Origin of the sequence: Alcaligenes faecalis (assembly GCF_005311025.1) — a bacterium.
Classification (GTDB): Bacteria; Pseudomonadota; Gammaproteobacteria; order Burkholderiales; family Burkholderiaceae_B; genus Alcaligenes; species Alcaligenes phenolicus.
In genome coordinates, this window is the sequence record NZ_CP031747.1 from 2,336,662 (window position 1) to 2,359,277 (window position 22,616).

The 22,616-nt window shown below is 56.9% G+C and carries 27 protein-coding genes; 21 read left to right on the forward strand and 6 right to left on the reverse strand.

What is annotated here, in order from left to right:
* Positions 1–18 precede the first annotated feature (18 nt).
* The 9 genes from D0C27_RS10670 (at position 19) to D0C27_RS10710 (ending at position 8,321) form a co-directional block, all read left to right on the forward strand.
* Complete coding sequence (locus D0C27_RS10670) at positions 19–426, forward strand: Mov34/MPN/PAD-1 family protein (RefSeq protein ID WP_003801262.1); 408 nt, start codon at positions 19–21, stop codon at positions 424–426.
* Positions 427–499: 73 nt separating this feature from the next.
* Positions 500–772, forward strand: coding sequence for a MoaD/ThiS family protein (locus tag D0C27_RS10675; RefSeq protein WP_137430951.1), 273 nt, complete (start codon positions 500–502; stop codon positions 770–772).
* A gap of 83 nt (positions 773–855) precedes the next feature.
* Positions 856–2,673 carry a CoA transferase gene (locus D0C27_RS10680; RefSeq protein ID WP_240688245.1) on the forward strand — a complete coding sequence of 606 codons (1,818 nt, stop codon included), beginning with the start codon at positions 856–858 and terminating at the stop codon, positions 2,671–2,673.
* Positions 2,670–4,331: an AMP-binding protein gene (locus tag D0C27_RS10685; RefSeq protein ID WP_137430952.1), complete on the forward strand. Its 1,662-nt coding sequence runs from the start codon at positions 2,670–2,672 to the stop codon at positions 4,329–4,331. The genes D0C27_RS10680 and D0C27_RS10685 overlap by 4 nt, the downstream gene beginning before the upstream one ends.
* Positions 4,328–5,521, forward strand: a complete 1,194-nt coding sequence (locus D0C27_RS10690) for an acyl-CoA dehydrogenase family protein (RefSeq protein ID WP_137430953.1) — start codon at positions 4,328–4,330, stop codon at positions 5,519–5,521. Before D0C27_RS10685 ends, D0C27_RS10690 begins: the two co-directional genes overlap by 4 nt.
* The gene (locus D0C27_RS10695; RefSeq protein ID WP_240688246.1) at positions 5,518–6,708 is read left to right on the forward strand and encodes a CynX/NimT family MFS transporter; all 1,191 of its coding nucleotides are present in this window, start codon (positions 5,518–5,520) and stop codon (positions 6,706–6,708) included. Before D0C27_RS10690 ends, D0C27_RS10695 begins: the two co-directional genes overlap by 4 nt.
* 4 nt (positions 6,709–6,712) lie before the next feature.
* On the forward strand, positions 6,713–7,132 hold the full coding sequence (locus D0C27_RS10700; RefSeq protein WP_137430954.1) for a hypothetical protein: 420 nt from the start codon (positions 6,713–6,715) through the stop codon (positions 7,130–7,132).
* A complete protein-coding gene (locus D0C27_RS10705; protein ID WP_137430955.1) occupies positions 7,126–7,722 on the forward strand; it encodes a hypothetical protein in 597 nt (198 codons plus the stop codon). The genes D0C27_RS10700 and D0C27_RS10705 overlap by 7 nt, the downstream gene beginning before the upstream one ends.
* Positions 7,723–7,859: 137 nt before the next feature.
* Positions 7,860–8,321: a GNAT family N-acetyltransferase gene (locus tag D0C27_RS10710; protein WP_170978567.1), complete on the forward strand. Its 462-nt coding sequence runs from the start codon at positions 7,860–7,862 to the stop codon at positions 8,319–8,321.
* Positions 8,322–8,428: 107 nt separating this feature from the next.
* On the opposite strand, the gene D0C27_RS10715 is transcribed toward D0C27_RS10710, so the two are convergent.
* Together D0C27_RS10715 and D0C27_RS10720 are read right to left on the reverse strand one after the other, a co-directional pair.
* On the reverse strand, positions 8,429–8,803 hold the full coding sequence (locus D0C27_RS10715) for a DsrE family protein (protein WP_026482754.1): 375 nt from the start codon (positions 8,801–8,803) through the stop codon (positions 8,429–8,431).
* A 47-nt stretch (positions 8,804–8,850) separates the two neighbouring features.
* Positions 8,851–9,195, reverse strand: coding sequence for a carboxymuconolactone decarboxylase family protein (locus tag D0C27_RS10720; protein ID WP_137430956.1), 345 nt, complete (start codon positions 9,193–9,195; stop codon positions 8,851–8,853).
* A 119-nt stretch (positions 9,196–9,314) separates the two neighbouring features.
* On the opposite strand from D0C27_RS10720, the gene D0C27_RS10725 reads away from it, so the two are divergent.
* The 4 genes from D0C27_RS10725 (at position 9,315) to D0C27_RS10740 (ending at position 10,838) form a co-directional block, all read left to right on the forward strand.
* Positions 9,315–9,626 carry an ArsR/SmtB family transcription factor gene (locus D0C27_RS10725; RefSeq protein ID WP_009454586.1) on the forward strand — a complete coding sequence of 104 codons (312 nt, stop codon included), beginning with the start codon at positions 9,315–9,317 and terminating at the stop codon, positions 9,624–9,626.
* Between the two features lie 87 nt (positions 9,627–9,713).
* Positions 9,714–9,911 carry a YgaP family membrane protein gene (locus tag D0C27_RS10730; RefSeq protein ID WP_009454584.1) on the forward strand — a complete coding sequence of 66 codons (198 nt, stop codon included), beginning with the start codon at positions 9,714–9,716 and terminating at the stop codon, positions 9,909–9,911.
* A gap of 197 nt (positions 9,912–10,108) precedes the next feature.
* On the forward strand, positions 10,109–10,657 hold the full coding sequence (locus D0C27_RS10735; protein ID WP_009454582.1) for a zeta toxin family protein: 549 nt from the start codon (positions 10,109–10,111) through the stop codon (positions 10,655–10,657).
* Positions 10,650–10,838 carry a hypothetical protein gene (locus tag D0C27_RS10740; protein WP_009454580.1) on the forward strand — a complete coding sequence of 63 codons (189 nt, stop codon included), beginning with the start codon at positions 10,650–10,652 and terminating at the stop codon, positions 10,836–10,838. Before D0C27_RS10735 ends, D0C27_RS10740 begins: the two co-directional genes overlap by 8 nt.
* 221 nt (positions 10,839–11,059) lie before the next feature.
* On the opposite strand, the gene D0C27_RS10745 is transcribed toward D0C27_RS10740, so the two are convergent.
* Positions 11,060–11,896 carry an AraC family transcriptional regulator gene (locus tag D0C27_RS10745; RefSeq protein WP_060185896.1) on the reverse strand — a complete coding sequence of 279 codons (837 nt, stop codon included), beginning with the start codon at positions 11,894–11,896 and terminating at the stop codon, positions 11,060–11,062.
* Between the two features lie 285 nt (positions 11,897–12,181).
* Between D0C27_RS10745 and leuA the strand changes: the two genes are divergently transcribed.
* A complete protein-coding gene (gene leuA, locus D0C27_RS10750) occupies positions 12,182–13,852 on the forward strand; it encodes a 2-isopropylmalate synthase (RefSeq protein ID WP_137431606.1) in 1,671 nt (556 codons plus the stop codon).
* Positions 13,853–14,047: 195 nt separating this feature from the next.
* Here leuA and D0C27_RS10755 read toward each other — a convergent pair whose 3' ends face one another.
* The 3 genes from D0C27_RS10755 to D0C27_RS10765 all read right to left on the reverse strand — a co-directional run bounded on the left by D0C27_RS10755 (position 14,048) and on the right by D0C27_RS10765 (position 16,407).
* Complete coding sequence (locus D0C27_RS10755) at positions 14,048–14,518, reverse strand: MarR family winged helix-turn-helix transcriptional regulator (RefSeq protein WP_009454574.1); 471 nt, start codon at positions 14,516–14,518, stop codon at positions 14,048–14,050.
* A 33-nt stretch (positions 14,519–14,551) separates the two neighbouring features.
* Entirely contained in the window at positions 14,552–15,427 is an 876-nt protein-coding gene (locus D0C27_RS10760; RefSeq protein ID WP_137430957.1) for an alpha/beta hydrolase family protein, read from the reverse strand.
* 107 nt (positions 15,428–15,534) lie between these two features.
* Positions 15,535–16,407 carry a LysR family transcriptional regulator gene (locus D0C27_RS10765; protein WP_060185892.1) on the reverse strand — a complete coding sequence of 291 codons (873 nt, stop codon included), beginning with the start codon at positions 16,405–16,407 and terminating at the stop codon, positions 15,535–15,537.
* 143 nt (positions 16,408–16,550) lie between these two features.
* Between D0C27_RS10765 and D0C27_RS10770 the strand changes: the two genes are divergently transcribed.
* From D0C27_RS10770 to D0C27_RS10800, 7 genes are all read left to right on the forward strand, one after another.
* Complete coding sequence (locus tag D0C27_RS10770; protein WP_026482747.1) at positions 16,551–17,726, forward strand: muconate/chloromuconate family cycloisomerase; 1,176 nt, start codon at positions 16,551–16,553, stop codon at positions 17,724–17,726.
* A 68-nt stretch (positions 17,727–17,794) separates the two neighbouring features.
* Positions 17,795–18,730: a catechol 1,2-dioxygenase gene (gene catA / locus D0C27_RS10775; RefSeq protein WP_009454566.1), complete on the forward strand. Its 936-nt coding sequence runs from the start codon at positions 17,795–17,797 to the stop codon at positions 18,728–18,730.
* A gap of 125 nt (positions 18,731–18,855) precedes the next feature.
* Complete coding sequence (locus D0C27_RS10780) at positions 18,856–19,551, forward strand: 3-oxoacid CoA-transferase subunit A (RefSeq protein WP_009454565.1); 696 nt, start codon at positions 18,856–18,858, stop codon at positions 19,549–19,551.
* Positions 19,552–19,580: 29 nt separating this feature from the next.
* Complete coding sequence (locus tag D0C27_RS10785; protein ID WP_137431608.1) at positions 19,581–20,246, forward strand: 3-oxoacid CoA-transferase subunit B; 666 nt, start codon at positions 19,581–19,583, stop codon at positions 20,244–20,246.
* On the forward strand, positions 20,243–21,046 hold the full coding sequence (gene pcaD / locus D0C27_RS10790; RefSeq protein ID WP_009454561.1) for a 3-oxoadipate enol-lactonase: 804 nt from the start codon (positions 20,243–20,245) through the stop codon (positions 21,044–21,046). Before D0C27_RS10785 ends, pcaD begins: the two co-directional genes overlap by 4 nt.
* Positions 21,047–21,079: 33 nt before the next feature.
* Entirely contained in the window at positions 21,080–21,355 is a 276-nt protein-coding gene (gene catC / locus D0C27_RS10795; protein ID WP_009454559.1) for a muconolactone Delta-isomerase, read from the forward strand.
* A gap of 97 nt (positions 21,356–21,452) precedes the next feature.
* Positions 21,453–22,616: a benzoate/H(+) symporter BenE family transporter gene (locus tag D0C27_RS10800; RefSeq protein WP_137430958.1), complete on the forward strand. Its 1,164-nt coding sequence runs from the start codon at positions 21,453–21,455 to the stop codon at positions 22,614–22,616.

Below are 22,616 nucleotides of genomic sequence, written 5' to 3' on the forward strand. Positions count from 1 at the left end.
TTCGGGAGGAAGCACATCATGGCCTTGCAGATTCGTCGTTCTGCTCTGGAGCAAGTTCTGAATCATGCCAAGCAGGATCACCCCATTGAGGCATGCGGACTGATTGCCGCCCAGGAGGGCTCGCTGGTGGCCGAACGCGTGCTGCCCATGCAAAACCGGGCGGCCTCGGAGGTGTTTTATCAGTTCGATTCGCGCGAGCAATTTCAGGTCTACCGCCGTCTGGATGAGGACGATCAGGAGTGCTGCGTGATCTATCACTCTCATACCGCCAGCCAGGCTTTCCCGAGCAAGGATGACATTGATTTTGCGGGCCATCCCGAACTGCATTACTTGATCGTGTCCACCTGGGATCAGGCCACCGTGCCGGTTCGATCCTTCCGGATTATCGACGGCGGTGTGACCGAAGAAACCATCGTGATTGTCTAGGGAGCAGCGTCGCTCCCCCAAGGGGGCGTGCGTCCCGGCTGTTGGAAACCACTATTTCAAAGGAGTTTTAAACATGTCCATTTCAGTCTCTATCCCGACCTTGCTGCGTCCACTGACGAACGGCGAGAAGAAAGTCCAGGCCCAGGGCGCTTCGGTAGGCGAAGTGATCGAGCATCTTGAAGGCCAGTTTCCCGGCATCAAGGTGCGCCTGATGAGCGGCGAAGACCTGCACCGTTTCGTGAACATTTACGTGAACGAAGAGGACATCCGTTTCAGCGATGGTCTGAAAACCGCCACCCGCGCTGGCGACAGCCTGACCGTACTGCCTGCCGTAGCAGGGGGCTAAGACCATCTGGTCTGGATTTTCATGGTGCAAGTGCTGGTTTCTGCAATCAGCACTTGGCGTGCGCATCACTCTGGTTTGGAACTATGTCTGAATTACTACATGGCTGCGGATTACGTTGGCAGATGGGCTCACAGCCCCCGTATTGGCCGGGCTTGCCTGCTGCCTTGAGCCGTCAGGCTCGATTGCTGGGTTTATCTGAACAAGGACAATCCGCAGGCCATCAAGACGAAGCAGCATTCAGCCTGTATTCGCCTGATTTTGGAACGATTAGCACGCATCTGGAAACCGAGGCGGGCGGCATGACGCAAGCCGCGATCAGCGAGCTGAGCATGCAGGCTGCCAGCGGTATCTTGTCCGTGCATGGACGCTCCAGTGGGCTTTCGGGCACGCTGGGCCTGGATTATCTGGCCGTGCTCAGTTCAGCCATGACCCTGCAAGCGACCTTGGCGGCGGCCTTGGGCCAATTGCGCGGCGGGCGTTTCTCTACGGTGTCGGTTTCGCCCTTGGGCTGCGGCCTGCTCAGTATCGGGCAGTATCTGGCCGGGGCAACGGCGGCTCAAGATCCCGAACAGTTATTGGCGGGTAGTTACGATCCCGGCTTGCGGCCCCCCTTTGTTTCGCAAGACGGCGTGGTCTTTGAACTGGAAACCTTGGACCCGCGACCCTGGCGCGCCTTTTGGGAAGCAGTGGGCGTACCGGCCGATCTGGCCGGTCAGGCCTGGAAAGCATTTCTGCTGCGCTATGCCAAAGCGGTGTGCCCCATGCCCGCGGCGTGTTTAAGTAGTCTGCAAGCCCTGAACTTTGCCCGTTTACAGGAACTGGCCTTGCAGACCGGCATGGCCATCTTGCCGGTACGTACACCGGCTCAACGCCAGAGCGATAGTGATTACGCGGCCTTGGCCGGTCTGTGGCAGCATCAGATTCATGCCGCGCCCGGCTCATTGAGCACCTTGCCGTCCAAGGCCGATTTGCCCCTGCGTGGTTTGCGGGTGGTGGAGTCCTGCCGTCGGATTCAAGGGCCTATTGCCGGTCACTTGCTGGCGCTGCTGGGGGCGGAGGTGATTCGTCTGGAACCGCCCGGTGGCGATCCCTTGCGCGCCATGCCGCCGTGCGTGGATGGCTGCTCGGTGCGCTTTGATGCGCTTAATCAATTCAAGACGGTGCAGGAAGTGGACATCAAATCGGCTCAAGGCCGCCAGGCCATTTACGAGCTGGTGAGCGAGTCCGATGTGTTTCTGCATAACTGGGCGCCGGGCAAGGCGGCCGAGCTGCAACTGGATGCCCAGGACTTGCACGCGGTGCGCCCGGATCTGGTCTACGCCTATGCGGGCGGTTGGGGTCAGGAGCAAGTGGACGCGCCGGGGACGGACTTCACGGTGCAAGCCTGGTCGGGTATTGCTCACACCATTTCTCAAACCTCGGATGCACGGGGCGGGTCGTTGTTTACGGTGCTGGATGTGCTGGGCGGGGTGATGGCCGCGCTGGGTATCAGTGCCGCCTTGCTGCGCCGGGGCCTGAGCGGGTCGGGCTTGCGGGTAGACAGCTCCTTGTTGGCCACGGCCGATCATCTGGCCCAGGCCGTTTCTCCCATCAGTAAAACTGGCGTGTCGGCGGTGTTCCAGACGGGCGAGGGCTTCATCGTCATCGACTGCCAGGATCAAACGCATCTGCATGCCCTGGCCGGGTGGCTGAATGTGTCGCCCGATGCTGTCTGGACGGTCTTGCCGGATCGTCTTCTGTCCCAGTCTGCCCGTAGCCTGGAAACGCAACTGGATGTGCTGGGCATACCGGCCCGCCGCGTCCATAGCAATCTGGCGCAACTGCGTGCTGATCCATGCCTGGCGTCCCATTTCCATGACAAGGGCTATTCGTCTGTTAATTCTCCCTGGAGGTTTTTATGAATCACGCTGGCATCATCGATCTGGTCCCTGCGTCATTGCGCCAACGCTGGATAGAGGACGGTACCTACCCGAACAAGCCGGTCTTTACGCTGTTCGCGGAAAAAGCCCAGGCTCATCCGGACAAACTGGCGGTGCTCTCGCCGCAAGGCAATATCAGCTATAGCGCCTTGATGGACGCGGCTCTGCGTCTGGCAGGCAGCTTGCGTCGGGCAGGGATTATGGCGGGAGACGTGGTGGCGTATCAGCTCAGCAACCATTGGGTGTGCTGCGCCATTGACCTGGCCGCCGCGGCTTTGGGGGCGATTGTTGCGCCTTTCCCACCCGGACGGGGCAAGCTGGATATTCAGTCGCTGGTGCGTCGTTGCGATGCACGGGCGGTGATTGTGCCGCATGAATATGCAGGCATTGATTTGTGCGAAGTGATCGAGTCCTTGCGACCTACGCTGTTGTCCTTACGTGTCCTGATTGTGCAAGGCCCATCGCGTCCGGGCTGGATGACTTTGGATTCCCTGTTCGAGGGCGAACCCCTGGCCTTGTCCGAATTGCCGGTGGTGTCTCCCAATTCGCCAGTGCGTTTGCTGGTGTCTTCGGGCACCGAGTCCGAGCCCAAGCTGGTGGCCTATTCGCATAATGCGCTGGTGGGTGGGCGGGGCCGATTCCTGCAACGCATTTCCCCTAATGATGTGGAGTTCCGGGGCATGTATCTGGTGCCGCTGGGTTCTTCATTTGGCTCTACGGCCACCTTCGGTGTGCTGTGCTGGTTGGGGGGTTCTTTGGTGGTCTTGCCCAAGTTTGATGTGCCTAGCGCGATTGCCGCCATCAATGCCTTCAAACCCAGCTTTATTTTGGGCGTGCCCACCATGTTCCAGCGTATTGCGGCAGCGCCTGAGCTGGAGAAGGCCGATAAAGCCAGCTTGCGCGGCTTGATTGTGGGTGGTTCAGTGATTGATGAAGCCACGGTGCGTCGTTGCGTGGAAGCGTTTGATTGCGGCTTTATCAGTCTGTACGGTTCGGCCGATGGGGTGAACTGCCACAACACGCTGGACGATCCCATCGACGTGGTCTTGAGCAGTGTGGGGACCCCTAATCCGCAAGTGTGCGAGATCCGCCTGATTGATGACGAGGGTGCCGAAGTGCCGCAAGGCGAGGTAGGCGAAATTACCGCTCGTGGTCCCTTGAGCCCCATGCAATATGTGAACGCCCCGGAATTGGATGCCCAGTATCGGGACGAACAGGGTTGGGTGAAAACGGGCGATCTGGGTTACATCAATGCCCAAGGGCAGTTGGTACTGGCGGGTCGCAAGAAAGACATCATCATTCGTGGTGGCGCGAACATCAGCCCGGTGCAAATTGAAGGCCTGGTCATGGCTCACCCGGATGTAGTCACTGTGGCTTGCGTGCCGGTTCCCGACGCGGATCTGGGCCAGCGTATTTGCTTGTGCGTGACGGTGCGTGAAGGCGTGCCACGTTTCTCCCTGAAAGAGATTACCGACTTCTTGCGTGAGCAGGGTCTCGAAGTGAACAAGCTGCCGGAGTATCTGCGCTTTTACCGCAGCCTGCCGCTGACGCCTGCAGGCAAGATCGACAAGCGCGCCTTGGCTGCTGATGCTGCTGCATTGGGCTCTGGGGCCAAGACTGCAGCGGGGATAGCAGCATGAATCACCTTGCCATTTCCAGCGCGGCCTTGAGCCGCAAGCTGCGGCAGTTTGTGGATACCGAGATCATCCCCAACGAGGGCATTCTGGCCCAGGGGGATAATCTGGCCCGCGAGCTGACTCTGGACCTGACACGTCGTGCTCAACAGGCGGGTTTGTTCGGCAGTTTCTACCCCATGCATCGTGGTGGTCGGATCGCCAGTTTGGTCGAATACTTGCCTGTGGCTGAACAGGAAGGGCGCTCCGAATATGGTCCCGGCATTTTCGGGGCAGATGCCACGCTGGATGCGTATATGTTGAGCCATCATGGCTCGGCCAGCGTCAAACAGCGCTTTCTGACGCCCTTGCTCAAGGGGGATGCAGTGTCCAGCTATGCCATGTCCGAGCCGGACAGCATTGGTTCGATTCCGGCCACCATGCAATGTCAGGCTCGCCTGAAAGACGGGCAATGGCATGTGAATGGCCGCAAGTGGTTTATTTGTCGGGCGCAACAGGCCAGCTTCGCGACCGTGGTGGCGCGCAGCGCGGACGGCCCCGTGAATGAGTCCTTGTCCATGGTGATCGTGCCCACGGATGCGGCGGGCTTTAAAGTTGTGCGCCCCTTGCCCTTGCTGGGGCGTTATCAGGGGCAGAACGAGCTGCTGTTCAACAATGTGACCGTGCCGGAGGACTATGTTCTGGGTAGCGCCGGGCAGGGCATTGCCCTGATGCAAAAGCGCCTGGCCTTGGGGCGTATCTTGCGATCCGTGCAATGGCTGGGCTTGGCGCAACGCAGCTTTGAAATCATGTGCGAGCGCATTCACTCGGAGCGCGGAGAACTGGCCCGTCTGGCGGACAAGCAACTGGTTCGGGCGCGGGTCTATCAGGTGTACCGGGCCATTACCTCGGCCCGTTGCTTGCTGCGTGAAGCGGCTGTCAAGTTCGACGCGGGTTTGCCCAATGCGGTGGAGGTGAATGTGGCCAAGCTGGCGGCGTCGGATGCGGTCAGCGAGGCGGCAGATTCCGCTATCCAGATCATGGGGGCCGAAGGGCTGGCGGATTGGAGTCCCTTGTCTGGCATCTACCGGGCAGCACGTACCACGCATATTCTGGATGGGGCGGACGACGCCTTGATCAGTACCGTTGGCAAGCACTTGCTGCAAGCCCACTACGCCACACAAGAGATGGCAGATATGAACAAGGCAGTCGCATGATGCTATCGACACGGGCAAGTCGTTCACCCTGGGTGCTGGCCAGTTTGATGACTCTGGCGATGGGCATGCCCATGATGGTGTTTTACGCCATCGGCGTGCTGGGTCCGCAAATCATTCAGGATCTGGGCATCTCGCGCGAGCAACTGGGGTGGTTAACCACCAGCACCTTTGGGCTGGCTGCCTTGCTTTCGCCGTGGGCGGGGGCCTTGGTGCAGCGCATGGGCAATCGGCACGGTTTGTTTTTGCTGTTCCTGCTGGTGGCCATGTCCTTTAGCCTGATTGCGGTGTTGCCGGGTTTCTGGGGTGTGCTGACGGCCTTGCTCTTGTGCGGCCTGGCGCAGTCCTTGGCCAACCCGGTGACCAATCAGGTCATTGCCCAGTTGGTACCGGCAGAGCGCAAGGCGGGGCTGGTTGGTATCAAGCAGTCCGGCGTGCAGGCTTCGGCCTTGCTGGCCGGTCTGGTCCTACCCACCCTGGCCTACAAATTGGGGTGGCGGGGGGCGTTTGTGGTGTGGGTACCGGCCATGCTGTGCCTGTCCTACTTTGCCCTGCAGCTTTTGCCAGCCAGAGCCAGCACCGCAGCCGGCAGCATGTCCTGGCGCTTGCCATGGCCCAGCCAACAACTTTGGCTGTTAATGGCCATTCAGCTGTGCGCGGGTCTGGTGCTGTCGTCCTTCATCACTTTTCTGGGCGTATTTGCGCAGCAACTGGGCGTGTCGCCGTACTGGATAGGGATGCTGGTCAGTGGCTTTGGGGTGATGGGGATTGTGTCTCGAGTGCTCTTGACGCCTATCGCTGCCCGCTTTGGGGATGAAACCTTGTTGCTGGGCATCCTGTTTGTCATCCCGATTGTGGCCTTGTTGCTGATGATGATGGCCGCGCCGGACAGGCTCTGGCCCCTGGGAGCCGGGGTGTTGGCCATTGGCCTGACCCTGGTTGCCACCAATGCCATTGCCATGAGCATGTTGCTGCGGGATGCCCGTTTTGGGGCGCCGGCTCGTACCGCAGGGCTGTTGTCCGTCGGGTTCTTTGGCGGCTTTGCCTTTGGTCCGCCACTGTTTGGTGTGCTGCTGCGCTCGCCCGAAGGCTTTGCCGCTGCCTGGCCTTTCCTGATGGGTATTCTGGTATGCGCCAGCTTGTTGTGCCTGATTTTGTACCAGGTTCGTCGCATGGCGAAAGGGGAATGATGGAATGTCTGTAGAGGTATTGGGATCAGCCAGCATCGAGTCCATTTTTGCGAATATGGACCAGGTTGCAGAACAATGTGGAGAGCAGTTTCCCTTGTTCAGACAGTCCTCGTCCGAGCAATGGACCTTGTCGCGACGTGGCTCCTGGTTAGGGGGCTTCTGGGCGGGCTTGTGGTGGCGACGCGCCCTGATCAGCGGTCAGGAGCAGGATAGGGAGCAGGCGCTGAACTGGAGTCAGAAGCTGCAAGTCTGGCTGGAAGAGCCCAGCATCAATCGAAGCTTTGTGTTCTGGTATGGCTCCGGCCTGGGCAGCATCTGGCATGGGGATAGAGAGGCCGAAGCCCATGTCGATCAGGCTGCTGATGCCTCCAGTATTTCTGGCCTTGGGTTCCAGGATGGGGCGAGGCGGGCAATCACATGGTGAATGTGGTCTCTGGCTCCACGCTTTTAGTGCTGGATGCGCAGGGTGGGCCGGTGGCGCGTCAGTTTGGGCAATGGCATGTGGATGCCTGCCTGCGTTATCTGCAAAAACGCAGCGGAGCCTGGCGCGATACGGTCTTGTTGCGCGGGAATGATGTGTTGGCCGAGCTGGGCGCTGAAACCTGGCAACGAGGGCAGGCTTGGGCCATGTTGGGCATGGCAACCGCAACGCGCTTGTATGACAGAAAGTCCTATGCTCAAGCAGCCCTGAATGCCTGCCGATATTGGCACGAGCGTTGGGGGAGATTTGCGCATGGCTTTTTGACACAGGAGTCCCCACTAAGTCCGGTAGACCGTTCAGCCTGGGCGATTGCTTCTTTGGCTATGTATGAGCTGTCGCAGATTCTGCCGGAACAACAATGGCTGCACGAGCAATCGCGCTTGTATCTGGATGCCTTGCTGACCCCTGAGTTAAGTGAAACAGGGCGTTTTGTGGGACATCTTTACAAAGTTGCGCCGGGGCAGTCTGAACTGGTGGAATCGGCCTGCGCCAGCTTCTTTTTGCTGGAGGCTTTGTTGGCGCATTCGGCTTGAAGATAGGCCATAGACAGCTTGCTTGCTCCCCTTGAATGCTCAAGGGGGCGGCTCTATCGGTATGATGTGCGCTTGAGTGTTCTTGATGGCCTTTCAATGCAGGAAAGCATCAAACACAAGGAGCGGGTTTTCATCCTATGGCAGCCGTAAAAGAACAAACTTCTATACAGATCCGATCCGCCATTCAGGCAGATTATGAAGGCTTGCTGGCCCTTGACACGGTAGCGTCGCAGGAGCCCGATCGCGCCTTGCAGATTCAGGACTGGATTGGGCAATCGCAGTGCTATGTGGCTGAACGGAAAGGCGTCTTGCTGGGCTATGGCGTCTTGAATTACCACTTCTTTGGCCACGGCTTTGTCGAGATGCTGATGGTGGGGGAGTCTGGTCGGGGGCAGGGCATTGGCTCGGCTTTGCTGCGATATTTCCGGCAGATTAGTCAGACAGAAAAGCTGTTTTCTTCTACCAACCAATCCAATCAGGCCATGCATGGCATGTTTCAGAAATTGGGCTTTCGACGTAGCGGCGTGATTGAAAATCTGGATGAAGGCGACCCGGAGATTGTGTACGTTTCTCTGGCTAATTCAGAGCCAGAAGCATAGGGGCCAAGGCAGACTTGCTGAATTGAATGCCAGTATTTTGTATTGCAAAAAGCAGGCCAAAACACAGAAATGGTTGTGGCCTGCTTTGCATTTGACGATGCAGCTTATCAGGAGATCTGCAAAGAGCCTGTTGCGCCCATCAGCAGGTCGATCACATCCGGCGCGGTAATGATTTCAAAGCGTGGGTCCATCTGCTCGGCGCTCAGGCCGTTATGCAGCATGCAGGACTTGCACACGGCCACGCGTCCACCTTGCTCCAGGTACTTCTTCAACAGCTCTGCTGCCGGTTCAAAGGGGGCGCCAATACTGATGGGGTCGGCGGCACCGGGTACACCCAGCGCGACTCCTTCAGCCATCAGAATCAGGCAGGCGCTATGTCCCTTCTGAACCGCATTGACAGCCATGGTCAGGGCCACGGTTACTTTGTCGGGATTGCCCTGGGCATGGAACAGCGTCGATACAAAAGCAGCGGGTTTAGGCATCACAATTCTCCTTGTTTCGGTTCAAGACTTGAATTCATTGTTTCGGTTCAAGACTTGAATTCATTGAATGCGGCAACGGCATTGGCCGCGTACATCACGGATGGACCACCGCCCATATAGATCGCAACCCCCAAGGCTTCATGTACTTCTTCCAGATTGGCTCCCATCTGCGCCAAGGCCTTGCTATGAAAGCCTATGCAGCCCTCGCAATGGGTGGCTACGCCAATTGCCAAGGCTATCAATTCTTTGGTTTTGGCATCGAGGGCGCCGCCTGTCATGGCGGCCTTGCCCAGATCTCCAAACCCTTTCATCACGTCGGCTTGGGTCTGACGTAGCTGCGCCAGATTGCTGGAAATGCCTTGGGTCAGTTGCTTGTAGCTAGTTTCACTCATGCATGACTCCTGTCGTATTAACAAAAGCAAAGGAATACTGAAATTGTTGACTGCATTAATTCAGTATATGCTAAATTAAGATTTATCTAAATTAATGCGCAAGAAAAGCTGGATAAACCATGATCCAAAGCAAATCCGACATCGAGCTGTTGCAAGAGAGCGCTGATCAAGCGGCCGCTTTGTTGCAGGCGGTGGGCAATCCCAAACGCTTGGTGATTCTGTGTCTCTTGATTCAGCAAGGCGAGATGAGTGTGGGAGCACTGAACGAGATGGTGGCGTTAAGCCCCTCGGCCCTGTCGCAGCATTTGGCGCGCATGCGCCAGGAAGGTTTGGTCAGCTACCGGCGCGAGGCGCAAACCCTGTATTACCGCATTGAGGACCCGAATGTCGCCACCTTGATTGGCACCTTGAAAGATATTTTCTGTCCCTGAGCCTGATGGCATCAGGGGCGGGGCGCATCGCCTGCAGGCCATCGCCCGACCCGTTTTCCCCTTGCTTCTTTGTTAAAAGGATTCGCCATGAAAAGCAATGTAGGTGGTTTGGATCGTATTGCTCGTATCGTTGTGGGTGTGGTGCTGATTGCGCTGGCAGTCACGAACGTCATCGGCTGGTGGGGGTGGCTGGGCCTGATTCCTCTGATCACGGGGCTGGTCGGTTTTTGCCCGCTGTACCCCATGCTGGGCCTGAGCACCTGCCCGCTGAAAAAGCGTCAATAGATCACTCGCTATGGCCTAGTAGCGGGGCATTCCCGCCTGCTCCTTGAAAAGGTTCCTTGTGCTCAAGGAGCCTTTTTATCGCCTGAAAACTCGCCTTGGCCAACGGATGCGTGGCGGCCAAAGCAAGGCGTTTGGCTGGCCTTTTCGCCAATGTATGATACAAATCTGTTCAATGTGGACATTGTTTAGGTGTATTTATGTCTGGCAACAACGCTGACACGGGCAAGAGCAAAAAGATTCTGATCATTGCTGGCCCGAACGGGGCAGGCAAGACGACGTTTGCGCGCTCTTTCCTCCCGGCCGAGGCGGAGGTGCTGCGCTTTATCAATGCAGATCTGATTGCTGCAGGTTTGTCGCCTTTTGCGCCAGAAAGCGCGGCCATCAAAGCGGGTCGTTTGATGCTGGATGAATTGAAAGAAGCGGTTCGCCTGGGCGAGAGCTTCGCGCTGGAAACGACCTTGTCTGGCCAAGGCTATGTGCGCCATATTGAAAAATGGCAGGCGCAGGGCTATCGCGTCAGCTTGTATTTTTTAAGTCTGCCCGATGCGGATATGGCGATCGCGCGAGTGGCAGAACGGGTACGTCAGGGTGGCCATAACATCCCTGAGCCCGTCATTCGTCGCCGCTTTGCGGCTGGCATGAAGAACTTCCTGCATCATTATCGGGATACCGTGGATGATTGGGTTTTGTACGATAACGCAGGCAGTGTGCCAGTCCTGTTGGAGTGGGGAGAGAAAGATGAATAAAGAAGATATTTCCAAAGCAAAAAACCCGGACTTGCGGGCTTCGTTGGCCGCCTTGGAGCGTGCAGCGCAGTCGGCACGTTTTGTGGCCATGCAAACCAATACCTCGGTGGTCTTGGTAGAGAACGGCAAGATGATCAAGCTCTCGGCAGAGCAACTGCGGCAGGAAGTCTGCAAGAGTTGATGACGCTGGGCTGCGATCGCGGTCCTGGCCTGCTCGCGTCGTACTTTTGTTGCTGCTGAATAGCTGGTGTTGTGAGGGACTCAAGAGGGCGATGGGTCTTGTAGACAGGCCTGAGATGGCCGCATGAATATCCGTATAGCGCATGGAATCAGCCAGAAAGCAGGCTGGCAGACTAAGTAGTTACTCCAATCTGCCAGACATCCTTGTCGTCGAGATTGGCTTCAGACCATGCCCGCATCATGCTCCCTATCAGGGTACTGGCTCAAAGTCGCCAAAAACTCCGAAGGCGGATAAGCAAAGGTCTTTTTAAAGGCTACTGAATAAGCGCTCAAACTTTCATAGCCACTTTCCAGCGCCGCCTGCGTGATGGACCTGCCTTGCAGCAGAAACTGGATCGAGGCCATCAAGCGCATCTGTTGCCGCCATTTCCCCAGATTCATCCCCGTGCTTTTCAGAAAGCGCCGATGCAAGGTTTTCGGCGTCAAGGCGTATTGCTGCGCCACCTCATCCATCGTTTTTTGCTGGGCTGGCGAGCGCACCAGGTCTTCGCAAATCCGTCGCATCAATTCCTCTTGCGGCCAGGGCAAATGAAAAGGCAGGGGATGCAGCACGCGCAACTCTTCTATCAATAGCTGTCCCAGTAAGGCGTCTCGTAACGGTGGGTTCTCTTGCGGAATCACCCGCACCAGTGCTGCAATCAATTCACGCACCAGTGGTGTGACATGGATCACGCAATCGTGGTCCGGTAATTGTGCGGCCAGAATTTCATCAATAAATAAACCATGCACATTCACGGCGGTGGTGGCATTGAGCTGATGCGGCACGCCGGGTCGCAACCAGACGGCGGTGGTCGGGGGCACCAGCCACTGGCCGGTGTCGGCCTGTACCAGCAGCACCCCTTCCGTGGCATACAAAAGATGCCCCCGGTGGTGGCGATGGCGGGGCACTTCATGGCCGGCAGGGTAATGCTCGATTACCCCGCTGACCAGCAAGGGCGAGGTATCGGAGTGAGACAAGTCCAGTGCTCGCCCACCGCGTTCAGGGGATGCGTAGCCCATATTCAGAAATGTCCAAAAAAATAAAACAAATGACTATTTTTTGATAGAAGGCCAAGTGTCTTGCAGTCTAAAGTGCTTTTATCGTCTTCATCAAGCACTTTGGGATTGAACCTGTCGTGACTCATTTGCACTTGCTATCGCTAGGCCTACTAGCCCTGACATCCGGTCGGGGTCCGTACGCCTGTGTGTGCGAATGGTCCTATCCTGGTTTCCCCAGACCCCGACTGTAGCCAGCTCCTTGGAGTAGGGAAGCCAGGCATGTCATTCCCTATATTCGAGGTTCCCATGCTGACTGATCCTTCCCACAAATACCGTCCCTTTCCTGTCGTCAATTTGCCCGATCGCCAGTGGCCGCAGCGCACCCTGAGCCAAGCGCCCGTGTGGCTGTCTACCGATTTGCGCGACGGCAACCAGGCCCTGTTTGAACCCATGAATCGCGACCGTAAATTGCGTCTGTTTCAGGAGCTAGTCCGTATTGGCTTCAAGGAAATCGAGGTGGGTTTTCCGTCTGCCTCGCAAACCGATTTTGATATCGTCCGGCAACTGATTGACGAGGGCATGATCCCGAACGACGTCACGCCTATGGTCATCACCCAACTGCGTGAGGATTTGATCGAAACCACGGTACGCAGCGTGGCGGGTGCGCGTCGTGTGATTGTGCATTTCTACAATGCGATTGCTCCTGCTTTCCGGGAAATCGTCTTCAAGATGGAGGTGCCGCAAATCATCGAGATGGTGCGTCACCATGTGGAGGTGTTCAAGCGCCTGACGGCCAAGCACCCGGAAACGGAGTGGGTGCTGCAATACTCACCTGAAACGTTCTGCATGGCAGAGCTGGAGGTGTCGCTGGCTGTCTGCAATGCGGCTATTGATGCCTGGGACGCGGGTCCAGCGCGGCCCATGATTATCAATTTGCCCACCACGGTGGAAGTGACGACAGCGAACGTCTTTGCTGATCAGATTGAATGGATGGATCGCCATTTGAATAGGCGCGAACATATCGTTCTGTCGGTACACCCGCATAATGATCGCGGAACGGGCGTTGCTTGCGCTGAACAAGCCATGCTGGCCGGCGCACAGCGTGTCGAGGGGTGTCTGTTTGGCAATGGCGAGCGCAGTGGCAATCTGGATGTGGTGACCTTGGCCCTGAATCTGTATACCCAGGGTATCTCTCCGAATCTGGATTTCTCTGACATCTCGGCAGTAGCGCGTATCGCGGAAGAGGCCACGTCCTTGCCCATTCACCCACGTCACCCGTATGTGGGCGATCTGGTCTTTACCGCCTTTTCCGGTTCCCATCAGGACGCGATTGCCAAGGGCTTTGCGGTGCAGAAAGAAGATGCCCCCTGGCGTGTACCTTATCTGCCAGTCGACCCCAAGGATTTGGGCCGCACCTACGACAGTATCGTGCGTGTCAACAGCCAGTCCGGCAAAGGAGGCATCGCTTTTCTGCTGCAACGCGACTACGGCATTGTGATGCCGCGCCGCATGCAGGTGGAGTTCAGTGCCATTGTTCAGCAGATTGCCGATTCCAGCGAAACGGAGCTGAACAGCCAGCAGATTTGGGAACTGTTTGAGACCACCTATCTGCAAGCCAATCAGCGCCAGGGGAACAACAGCTACCGAGCACATCGCCTGTTCGATGAGGCACAAGGGCAGCAGGGCATAGAGCTGCAATGCGTCAATGCCAATGGCGAGACTGAAATCTATACCGGAACGGGCAATGGCCCGATTGCGGCGACAGTGGCGGCCTTGAACCTGCCTTTGCGTATCGATAGTTACGAGGAGCGCAGCCTGGGTTCAGGAGCGGACGCTTGCGCGATGGCGATTGTGGAAGCGGTCATGCCCGGTGTGCCTGGTTCGAAATTTGGTGTGGGCAAGCACGCGAATATCATTACGGCCAGTGTGATGGCGGTGATGAATGCGGCGGCACGTTTTGAGGAGGTCGAGGCTTAAGCAGCCATCAAGCTGCGGTGGGCCGCGCTAGCTTCTGTGTGTAACACAACAGCGCGGGCCACTTTTGACGGCTAAGTGGCTCTGAGTCAGGGGGCGACTCTGCTTGAAGACTGCTTCACATAGCGAGCGGATAAAACCACATTCACGTCCCTGGCTTACGAAAAACGGACACTCTTTACATTCAAGTAAATGCGATCAAGCAGGCAGTTCGTCTTTTTGATCAACATTCTTGTCTGTGGGCAGGTCTAGATTCACCACCTGGCTTAACCAGCGTGCCACCACCTTCAGTTCATCCTCCGTAAAGCCGTCGGATAGTTGCTGATTCAAGTCCTGCAAGGTTGATTTGGCCTTGATGCTGGCTTCTTCTCCGGCGGGAGTCAGCGTCAGGCAAATCTTGCGTGTATCCACATCGTCCGTCAGGCGTTGAATCAGGCCTGCTGCCTGCATGCGCTTGGACAATCCTGTAATTGCAGCCGGAGCCACTTGCAAGGCGCTGGCTGCTTCTCCCACCGTGACCGAGCCTTGAGAGCGAATCAAGAACAGCATGCCAACTTGGGCCGCGCTGATATCTGTCCATGCCGAGGGCTGCTTCTGAATCCAGCGCTGCAAAGCCTTGTGGGCATGGTTCAACAAAAAGACAAAACGTGGCTGTGATTTCTGGCTCATTGTGGCGATGGCTGAATAGATATCGGTTAGACGTCAGGAATTCGATGCGGGGCCGGATTCGCTTTGTGCGATCAGCCAGTCGACCACTATAGGCCAAAGTGCCTCGGCGTTGCGTTTACGAAAGAAGCCCATGTGACCAATATGCGCCAAACCCAGCTGCTTGTGCTCCAGTTGATGCCTTTCTATACGGGCCTTGCCTAGTGGTTCCAACAGCCTGGAAATAGCTCGCGGATTGGCCCAGGGGTCATCATCAAAACCCAGAACCAGCAAGGGAATATCGACCTGGCTAGCGCGTTGTTTGGCATCCAGCTGTGGATCGTCATAAAAATAATGGGGCTTTTGCGTCCAGCGGCTCCATTGCTGCATGACGCCACGTGGAAGGTCCTCGCCAAAGCCCAAACGCCGGGTCGGCATATAGCCGTAAAGGCCGCACAGTACGGGAGTAAGTACCCGCATGATCAGCCCCACCCGAAAGCGCTCCATGGGCTTTTCAATTAAAGCGGTAACCCCCGCATGTGACGCAATCATCACGGCAGCTTTCACGGAGCGAGTCGCGGGGGAGATAGCAATCGCATGGCCGCCAACGCTATGACCAACAGCCAACATGGGCAAGCCGTTAAAACGATGGGCGACCCAGTCTGTGACGTAAACCGCATCCTCCAGCATCCACTCGGACATGGAAACATCGCATTGGCGTATATCCTTCTGACGAGATCGGCCTATACCCCGGTAGTCGTAGCTCAGAACAATGAATCCCAGGCTGTTCAGATGTTCTGCAAAAGGACGATAGAAATCCTGTGGGACGCCGGTGGCGGGGTGAATGATGATGGACGCTTTGGCATCAGGAGCTGGCCATAAGGTCGCGCTGATCGGGTCTTTTCCAGCCTGCTGAATCGTCACCTGTTGCATGCTTGTCTCTAATTTTAGTTAACGTGTTAATGATATTAGAGTGGCTTCAGAAGTGAGTCAATCCGGGCCCAAAGGGGAAGGGGGTTGTTAGTGACGACAGTCAGACCTTACATTTCAGCGACCAACCCCTTGATCGCCTCGATATACCAAGCCTGATCGTTCATCCTGTGCGTCAAGATAATCGGTGAAGTCGCCTGCGGTTCTTCGATCAAGCGGTAGTGCAGATCGTTGCGCAGACGAGCCGAGGTTGGGATCAAGCACAAGCCAGAATCGGCAGCCACCAATCCCAAGGCCGCTTGAATTTCCCCGGCCTCATAAACTTCGGCCGGGCGCACGCTGTGATCGTGCAGCAGGTGCAGAACGTGGTCTGCGAAGCTGGGTCTGGGTTCTTTGGGATACACAATCAGCTTTTGGCCTTGCACTTTTTTCAGGCTCAATGGCTTGTCTGAATTGGCCAGATCCGAGCTGGGGGGAATGGCCAGGGCCAGTTGTTCTTCCCGCAACACCGTTCTTTGCACCGACGCATCATTCAGTCGTATCCGTCCGAACCCCACATCAATCCGTCCTGACTTCAAGGCTTCCAGCTGCTGCATGGAGGTGAGCTCCACCGTTTGCATATCCACTTCCGGATATTGATGGCGCAGCTTGCGCATCAAAGCGGGCAGGCCGCCGTACAGGGTAGAAGCCACAAAGCCTATCGACAGAGTTTGTCGTTGGTGCAGTCCGATTTGCCGTGTCGTATGCACCAGTTGATCGACCCGGCTCAAGATCTGCAAGGCCTGCTCATAAAATACCCGTCCGGCTTCGGTCAGCCGCAAGGGGCGGTTATTGCGCAGCAACAGTGTGACGCCCAGCTCCTCTTCCAGCAATTGGATCTGTCGGCTAAGCGGGGGCTGGGCCATGTGCAGGCGCTCCGAAGCCCGAGTGAAGTTGCGGGTTTCGGCAACGGCCACAAAATATTTGAGCTGACGTAGATCCATAAGGGAAAACCATACCTAGGCTGAATTGATGGTGTTTAGTTTCTTGATTTTTAATATTTATATCAGAAACTATACTCTAAAGGTATAGAACTAGACCTATTTAGTCTTGGAAATAACGGGCCTGCTTCGTGTTCAATCAAGGCATGGAACACACGCGATCTTCTCAACTATTAGCAGCTCCAGCCCTGATCGAAAGGGTGGAGACTTTGCTGCTGGATCTGCCTACGATCCGTCCTCATCAATTGGCGATGACGACCATGCAAGGCCAGACTTTGATGCTGGTGCGCTTGTACTGTTCGGACGGTACGGTGGGTGTAGGCGAGGGCACGACCATTGGTGGTCTGGCCTACGGTGCCGAGTCGCCCGAAGGTATGAAGCTGGCCATCGACACCTACTTCACTCCCTTGCTGCTGGGCGCCAATGCCAGCGCCGTGCCGGCTTTGATGGCTCGCTTGAACACGGCGATTCAGGATAACCGTTTTGCCAAGAGTGCGGTAGAAACCGCGCTGTTTGATGCCCTGGGCAAGCGCACCGGTCTGCCGGTTTCGCACCTGCTGGGTGGCCGCATGCGCGACAGCCTGCCTGTTGCCTGGACACTGGCCTCGGGTGACACCGCCAAGGATATTGATGAAGCCGAGCGCATGCTGGCGCAGGCTCGTCACCGTATTTTCAAACTCAAGATTGGTCGCCGCCCGGTAAAGGACGATGTGGCGCATGTAGCGGCTATCAAGAAAGCGATGGGTGATCGCGCCGATGTTCGCGTAGATGTGAACATGGCCTGGAGCCCCTTGCAGGCTCAGTATGGTATGGCTGGCCTTGTCGATGCCGGGTGCTCGCTGGTGGAGCAGCCAGTGCGTCGTGCTGATGCTCTGGCCGATCTGAAAGGTCGTTTCCCGATTGCCTTGATGGCCGATGAATCCCTGACCGGCCCGGCCTCTGCGTTTGCGCTGGCCCGTGATGGCGCCGCCGACGTGTTCGCGATCAAGATTGAACAGTCCGGTGGTTTGCGTGCAGGTTTGCAAGTAGCAGCGATTGCCGAAGCCGCCGGTATTGAGTTGTATGGTGGCACCATGCTGGAAGGCGCGATCGGCACGATTGCCGCAGCCCATGTGTTTGCCACAGTGAACCAATTGCAGTGGGGCACGGAACTGTTCGGGCCCTTGCTCTTGACCGAGGAAATCCTGGCAGAGCCACTGAATTACAGCAATTTTGAATTACAGATACCTCAAGGGCCGGGTTTGGGTATCGTACTGGACGAGGATCGTGTCCAGTATTTCCGCCGCGACAGGACACAAGTCAGTGTTGGCTCGGCTGCCTAGGCGCAATAAGAAGCCAGTCGTAGCGGCTTTGCTTGGAACACTTTTTTCAGGATATTAGGAGACACAGAATGAGCGTTAAAATTTTTGACACCCCCGATGTACAAGACTTCCTGCGTTTGGCCTCTGGCCTGGATCAGCCCGGTGGCAATCCACGCGTCAAGCAGATCATGTACCGCATCATCAGCGATCTGTTCAAGACCATTGAAGATCTGGAAATCACCAACGACGAGTACTGGGCAGCCGTGGCTTACCTGAACCGTCTGGGTACGGCCAGCGAAGCCGGTTTGCTTTCTCCCGGTCTGGGCTTTGACCGTTTCCTGGACATGCGCATGGACGCCATGGACAAGGAACTGGGTCTGGACAACGGTACGCCACGCACCATTGAAGGTCCTTTGTACGTGTCGGGCGCTCCTGTGGCGCAAGGTTTTGTTCGCCTGGATGACGGTTCCGATACCGCTGGCGAAACCCTGATCATGCACGGCGTCGTGGCTGGTGCGGACGGCAAGCCTATTGCGGGTGCTCAGGTTGAAGTCTGGCATGCCAATACCAAAGGCTTTTACTCGCACTTTGACCCCACCGGCGAGCAACAGCCCTTCAATATGCGCCGCACCATCATTACCGATGAAAACGGTCGCTACAAGTTCCAGAGCATTGTGCCCAAGGGCTACGGCTGTCCTCCGGATGGTCCTACCCAAGGCCTGCTGAACGAGCTGGGCCGCCACGGTAACCGTCCTGCGCACATTCACTTCTTTGTGACGGCTCCTGGCCACCGCAAGCTGACCACGCAGATCAATATCGACGGCGATCCGCTGGTGTACGACGACTTCGCCTACGCTACTCGCGATGGTCTGGTGCCACCGCTGACCGAGCACACGGATCCTGCCCGCATCGCTGCCGAAAACCTGGATGGTCCTTTTGCAGAGATCGTGTTTGATATTTCCTTGACCCCCTTGGTCGATGGCAAGGACAACCAGATCGTGAATCGTCCACGTCTGGCTGCCTAAGTCTTGCTTCAGTCCAGGGCCTGTGTTTGCCAAGTCAAACCAGGCCCTGGGCTGACTTGTTTTTGCTGTGCCTGACGTAAGGGCTGAGCCCATCCGTAGCGTCAGTGCTTTATACGGAGAACGGAGTGATCGATAAACAGGTAAGCAGTGTTGCACAGGCTTTGCATGATGTGCAGGACGGCGCCACGATTCTGGTCGGTGGTTTTGGAACGGCTGGCATACCCACAGAGTTGATCGACGGTCTGATCGAGCAAGGTGCTCGCGACCTGACTATCGTCAACAACAATGCGGGTAATGGCGATGTGGGGCTGGCGGCTTTGCTTAAAACAGGCCGGGTTCGCAAAATTATTTGCAGCTTCCCCCGTCAGGCTGATTCCTGGGTATTTGATGACTTGTATCGCAGCGGCAAGATCGAGCTGGAGTTGGTGCCTCAAGGCAATCTGGCCGAACGATTGCGCGCCGCCGGTGCGGGTATCGGTGGCTTTTTCTGCCCGACAGGCTATGGCACAGAACTGGCCAAGGGCAAGGAAACACGTTTGATCAATGGTCGCTGGCATGTCTATGAAGAGCCCATTCATGGAGATGTCGCCCTGATCAAGGCCGAGCGGGGGGACCGTTGGGGGAATTTGACCTACCGCATGGCGGCGCGCAACTTTGGTCCGGTCATGGCGACCGCAGCTCGTACCACCATTGCCAGTGTGTTTGAACTGGCGGAACTGGGTCAACTGGACCCCGAAACCATTGTGACGCCCGGCATTCATGTGCGTCGCGTCGTGGTGGTGCCACGCAGTCGCACAGAAGCAGGTGGGTTCAAGGCATGAACGGACAGAGCATGAAGGGGGACAGCATGATGCTCAATTATCAGCGCCGCAGTAAAGACGAATTGGCGCAGCGCGTCGCCCAGGACATCCATGACGGCGCCTATGTGAATCTGGGTATTGGCATGCCAACCCTGGTGGCCAACCATTTGCCCGCTGGTGTGGAAGTGGTACTGCATAGCGAGAACGGTATCCTGGGCATGGGCCCGGCACCGGCCGCCGGGCAGGAAGATTACGATTTGATCAATGCGGGCAAGCAAGCGGTGACGCTGCTGCCCGGTGGCGCGTTTTTCCATCATGCCGACAGCTTTGGCATGATGCGTGGCGGCCATCTGGATATTTGTGTGCTGGGCGCTTTCCAAGTGTCGGCAACCGGCGATCTGGCCAACTGGAGCACGGGTGAGCCCGGCGCGATTCCCGCCGTAGGCGGTGCCATGGATCTGGCCATTGGTGCCAAGCAAACCTGGGTCATGATGGATGTGCTGACCAAGCAAGGCGTCAGCAAGCTGGTTGAACAATGCAGCTACCCCTTGACCGGCCTGGCTTGCGTGAAGCGCGTATATACCGATTTGGCCACCCTGGCTTGCACGCCAGAAGGTTTGCAGCTGATTGATCTGGTGCCTGGTTTGACGCATGAAGCGCTGGAGGAAATGATTGGTTTGCCCATTGCCGCGGCAAAGCAGGGAGAGGGCCAATGACGGTCAGCCCCAGCGCCTTGAATACCGAGCGGGGCATGTTCCGCGTCAGCGTGGAAGGTGATCCGCTGGCCCCGGCCCTGATTCTGAGCAACTCCCTGGGCACCACGCAAGAGATGTGGGACCCGCAGGTGGCAGGTTTCGCCCAGTCCTATCGTCTGATCCGTTATGACACCCGTGGTCATGGCGGCAGTCCGGTCACGCCTGGCCCATACCGCTTCAAGGACTTGGGGCGTGATGTGCTGGCGATTCTGGATGCGCTGGATATTGAGCGGGCTGCGTTTTGTGGTCTGTCCATGGGCGGTCATACCGGCTTGTGGTTGGGGGTGAATGCCCCGGAGCGTTTGAATGCGCTGATCGTGTGTAATAGCGCTGCCAAGATTGGTACCGCTCAAGCCTGGCAGGAACGCGCCGAAGCCTTGCGTCAAGGCGGCGCCGCTCAGATGCGTACTTTGGCGGATTCGGCGCCTTCGCGCTGGTTTGGTGAAGCCTTTATCCAGCAATCGCCGGAGCTGGTAAAAGCGATGCAGGATAGTCTGGCCAAGCTGGACCCGCTGGGTTACGCCGCCTGCTGCGATGCCTTGGCCGAGTCGGATCTGCGTGATCAGATCAGCCGTATTTCGGCACCGACCCTGCTGGTCGCTGGCCAATGGGACCCGGTCACCACGGTGGCCGATGCCCAGGCTATGCAAGCCAATATTCCTGGCTCCAAAGTGGCGGTCGTACCGGCCTCGCATCTGTCCAATCTGGAAGCGCCCGAAGCCTTCGAGCGCGCCGTATTGAATTTTTTAGCCCAGGCCTGAGTGCCCGAGCGCTTGTTTTTAGAAAGGAACACCATGCTTTATCTGGTTCACATGATTGTTGATATCCCTGACTCCCTGCCAGCCGAAGAGGCTGCCCGTATCAAGGCTGAAGAAAAAGCCTACTCGCAGGATCTGCAACGCTCGGGCAAGTGGCCGCATATCTGGCGCGTGGTGGGTCAGTACGCCAACTACAGCGTATTCGATGTCGAGAGCAATGAAGAGCTGCACAATCTGCTCAGCGCCTTGCCCTTGTTCCCTTACATGCAGATTTCCGTGACTCCCTTGGCGACGCACCCGTCGGCTATTTAAGTTACGCAGCAGTAAAAAACTCAGGCTGCGATCCCAGCGCAGCCTGAGCACCGAGTAAAGTTGAGAATTCAAAAAAAAAGACTGGGGAGACAAAACGATGGGATTGAAAAGTGGATCGGCGTCGGTCTGGGTGGCCGGATTTTTGTCGGTATTGATCGCCTATGCCGGTCCTTTGCTGATCTTTATTCAGGCCGCACAAGTGGGCCGAATTGCTGACGCGGAGTTGATCTCCTGGATTTGGGCGATTTCCATAGGCGCTGGTTTGAGCGGTTTGCTCCTGAGCGCGTATTTGAAGCTGCCCATTATTACAGCCTGGTCCGCACCGGGAACGGCTTTGCTGCTGACTCTGTTTCCAGGCATCACCATGCCTGAAGTGGTGGGGGCGTATCTTAGCGCTGCCTTGATTATCGTCGTCATTGGTCTGACAGGCGGTTTTGAAAAGATTCTTTCCTTCATCCCCAAGGGTATTGCTGCGGGCATGATGGCCGGTATTTTGCTCCAGTTCGGTATGGCGGCGTTCAAGTCCAGCAGCGACATGCCCGCCATCGTATTGGTGATGTTGGCGGTGTACTTGCTGGGCAAGCGTTTTTTGCCGCGTTATGCGATTGTGTTGGTGGCTTTGTCCGGATTTGTGATGGCCATGGTCAGCGGGCAAGTGCATATGGAAGCGTTCCAGCTGGAGCTGGCCAGTCCGGTGTGGGTCAGCCCCGAATTCAATATCGCGACCTTGTTGAGCCTGACCTTGCCCTTGGTGCTGGTCAGTTTGACGGGGCAGTATCTGCCCGGCATGGCGGTCTTGCAGTTGGCGGGTTACCCCACGCCATCCCGCCCCGTGTTGGCTGGCACCGGTTTGGCCTCGATGTTGGTGGCCTGTTTTGGGGGCATCACCATTGTGCTGTCGTCCATTACCGCCGCTTTGTGTACGGGCAAGGATGCCCATCCTGATCCCGACAAGCGCTATGTGGCTGGTATTGCCAATGGCGTGTTTTATCTCTTGGGCGGCACCTTTGCCGGCTCGATTGTGTATTTGTTTACAGCTTTGCCCGCCTCCTTGATTGCAGCCTTGGCGGGTCTGGCGTTGATAGGGGCCATTGTGGCCAATGTGCGGGTGATGGTCAGTGAAAGCGGCTATATCGAGCCGTCTGTCATCACATTTTTAACCACCGCATCAGGTATGAGCTTGTTTGGACTGGGCGCTGCATTTTGGGGCGTGGTGTTTGGCTTGGTGGCTTATCGCCTGCTTGGGTCCAAACATAAGTGA

What these genes read in the sequence shown, in the direction of transcription:
- D0C27_RS10690 (WP_137430953.1), top strand. Translation starts at nt 4,328, where the DNA reads ATGAATCACCTTGCCATTTCCAGCGCGGCCTTGAGCCGCAAGCTGCGG.
- D0C27_RS10670 (WP_003801262.1), top strand. Translation starts at nt 19, where the DNA reads ATGGCCTTGCAGATTCGTCGTTCTGCTCTGGAGCAAGTTCTGAATCAT.
- D0C27_RS10730 (WP_009454584.1), top strand. Translation starts at nt 9,714, where the DNA reads ATGAAAAGCAATGTAGGTGGTTTGGATCGTATTGCTCGTATCGTTGTG.
- D0C27_RS10800 (WP_137430958.1), top strand. Translation starts at nt 21,453, where the DNA reads ATGGGATTGAAAAGTGGATCGGCGTCGGTCTGGGTGGCCGGATTTTTG.
- D0C27_RS10765 (WP_060185892.1), bottom strand. Translation starts at nt 16,407, where the DNA reads ATGGATCTACGTCAGCTCAAATATTTTGTGGCCGTTGCCGAAACCCGC.
- D0C27_RS10755 (WP_009454574.1), bottom strand. Translation starts at nt 14,518, where the DNA reads ATGAGCCAGAAATCACAGCCACGTTTTGTCTTTTTGTTGAACCATGCC.
- D0C27_RS10710 (WP_170978567.1), top strand. Translation starts at nt 7,860, where the DNA reads ATGGCAGCCGTAAAAGAACAAACTTCTATACAGATCCGATCCGCCATT.
- D0C27_RS10680 (WP_240688245.1), top strand. Translation starts at nt 856, where the DNA reads ATGTCTGAATTACTACATGGCTGCGGATTACGTTGGCAGATGGGCTCA.
- D0C27_RS10685 (WP_137430952.1), top strand. Translation starts at nt 2,670, where the DNA reads ATGAATCACGCTGGCATCATCGATCTGGTCCCTGCGTCATTGCGCCAA.
- D0C27_RS10785 (WP_137431608.1), top strand. Translation starts at nt 19,581, where the DNA reads ATGCTCAATTATCAGCGCCGCAGTAAAGACGAATTGGCGCAGCGCGTC.
- catA (WP_009454566.1), top strand. Translation starts at nt 17,795, where the DNA reads ATGAGCGTTAAAATTTTTGACACCCCCGATGTACAAGACTTCCTGCGT.
- leuA (WP_137431606.1), top strand. Translation starts at nt 12,182, where the DNA reads ATGCTGACTGATCCTTCCCACAAATACCGTCCCTTTCCTGTCGTCAAT.
- D0C27_RS10725 (WP_009454586.1), top strand. Translation starts at nt 9,315, where the DNA reads ATGATCCAAAGCAAATCCGACATCGAGCTGTTGCAAGAGAGCGCTGAT.
- catC (WP_009454559.1), top strand. Translation starts at nt 21,080, where the DNA reads ATGCTTTATCTGGTTCACATGATTGTTGATATCCCTGACTCCCTGCCA.
- D0C27_RS10760 (WP_137430957.1), bottom strand. Translation starts at nt 15,427, where the DNA reads ATGCAACAGGTGACGATTCAGCAGGCTGGAAAAGACCCGATCAGCGCG.
- D0C27_RS10675 (WP_137430951.1), top strand. Translation starts at nt 500, where the DNA reads ATGTCCATTTCAGTCTCTATCCCGACCTTGCTGCGTCCACTGACGAAC.
- D0C27_RS10735 (WP_009454582.1), top strand. Translation starts at nt 10,109, where the DNA reads ATGTCTGGCAACAACGCTGACACGGGCAAGAGCAAAAAGATTCTGATC.
- D0C27_RS10705 (WP_137430955.1), top strand. Translation starts at nt 7,126, where the DNA reads ATGGTGAATGTGGTCTCTGGCTCCACGCTTTTAGTGCTGGATGCGCAG.
- D0C27_RS10715 (WP_026482754.1), bottom strand. Translation starts at nt 8,803, where the DNA reads ATGCCTAAACCCGCTGCTTTTGTATCGACGCTGTTCCATGCCCAGGGC.
- D0C27_RS10740 (WP_009454580.1), top strand. Translation starts at nt 10,650, where the DNA reads ATGAATAAAGAAGATATTTCCAAAGCAAAAAACCCGGACTTGCGGGCT.
- D0C27_RS10770 (WP_026482747.1), top strand. Translation starts at nt 16,551, where the DNA reads ATGGAACACACGCGATCTTCTCAACTATTAGCAGCTCCAGCCCTGATC.
- D0C27_RS10745 (WP_060185896.1), bottom strand. Translation starts at nt 11,896, where the DNA reads ATGGGCTACGCATCCCCTGAACGCGGTGGGCGAGCACTGGACTTGTCT.
- D0C27_RS10700 (WP_137430954.1), top strand. Translation starts at nt 6,713, where the DNA reads ATGTCTGTAGAGGTATTGGGATCAGCCAGCATCGAGTCCATTTTTGCG.
- pcaD (WP_009454561.1), top strand. Translation starts at nt 20,243, where the DNA reads ATGACGGTCAGCCCCAGCGCCTTGAATACCGAGCGGGGCATGTTCCGC.
- D0C27_RS10695 (WP_240688246.1), top strand. Translation starts at nt 5,518, where the DNA reads ATGATGCTATCGACACGGGCAAGTCGTTCACCCTGGGTGCTGGCCAGT.
- D0C27_RS10720 (WP_137430956.1), bottom strand. Translation starts at nt 9,195, where the DNA reads ATGAGTGAAACTAGCTACAAGCAACTGACCCAAGGCATTTCCAGCAAT.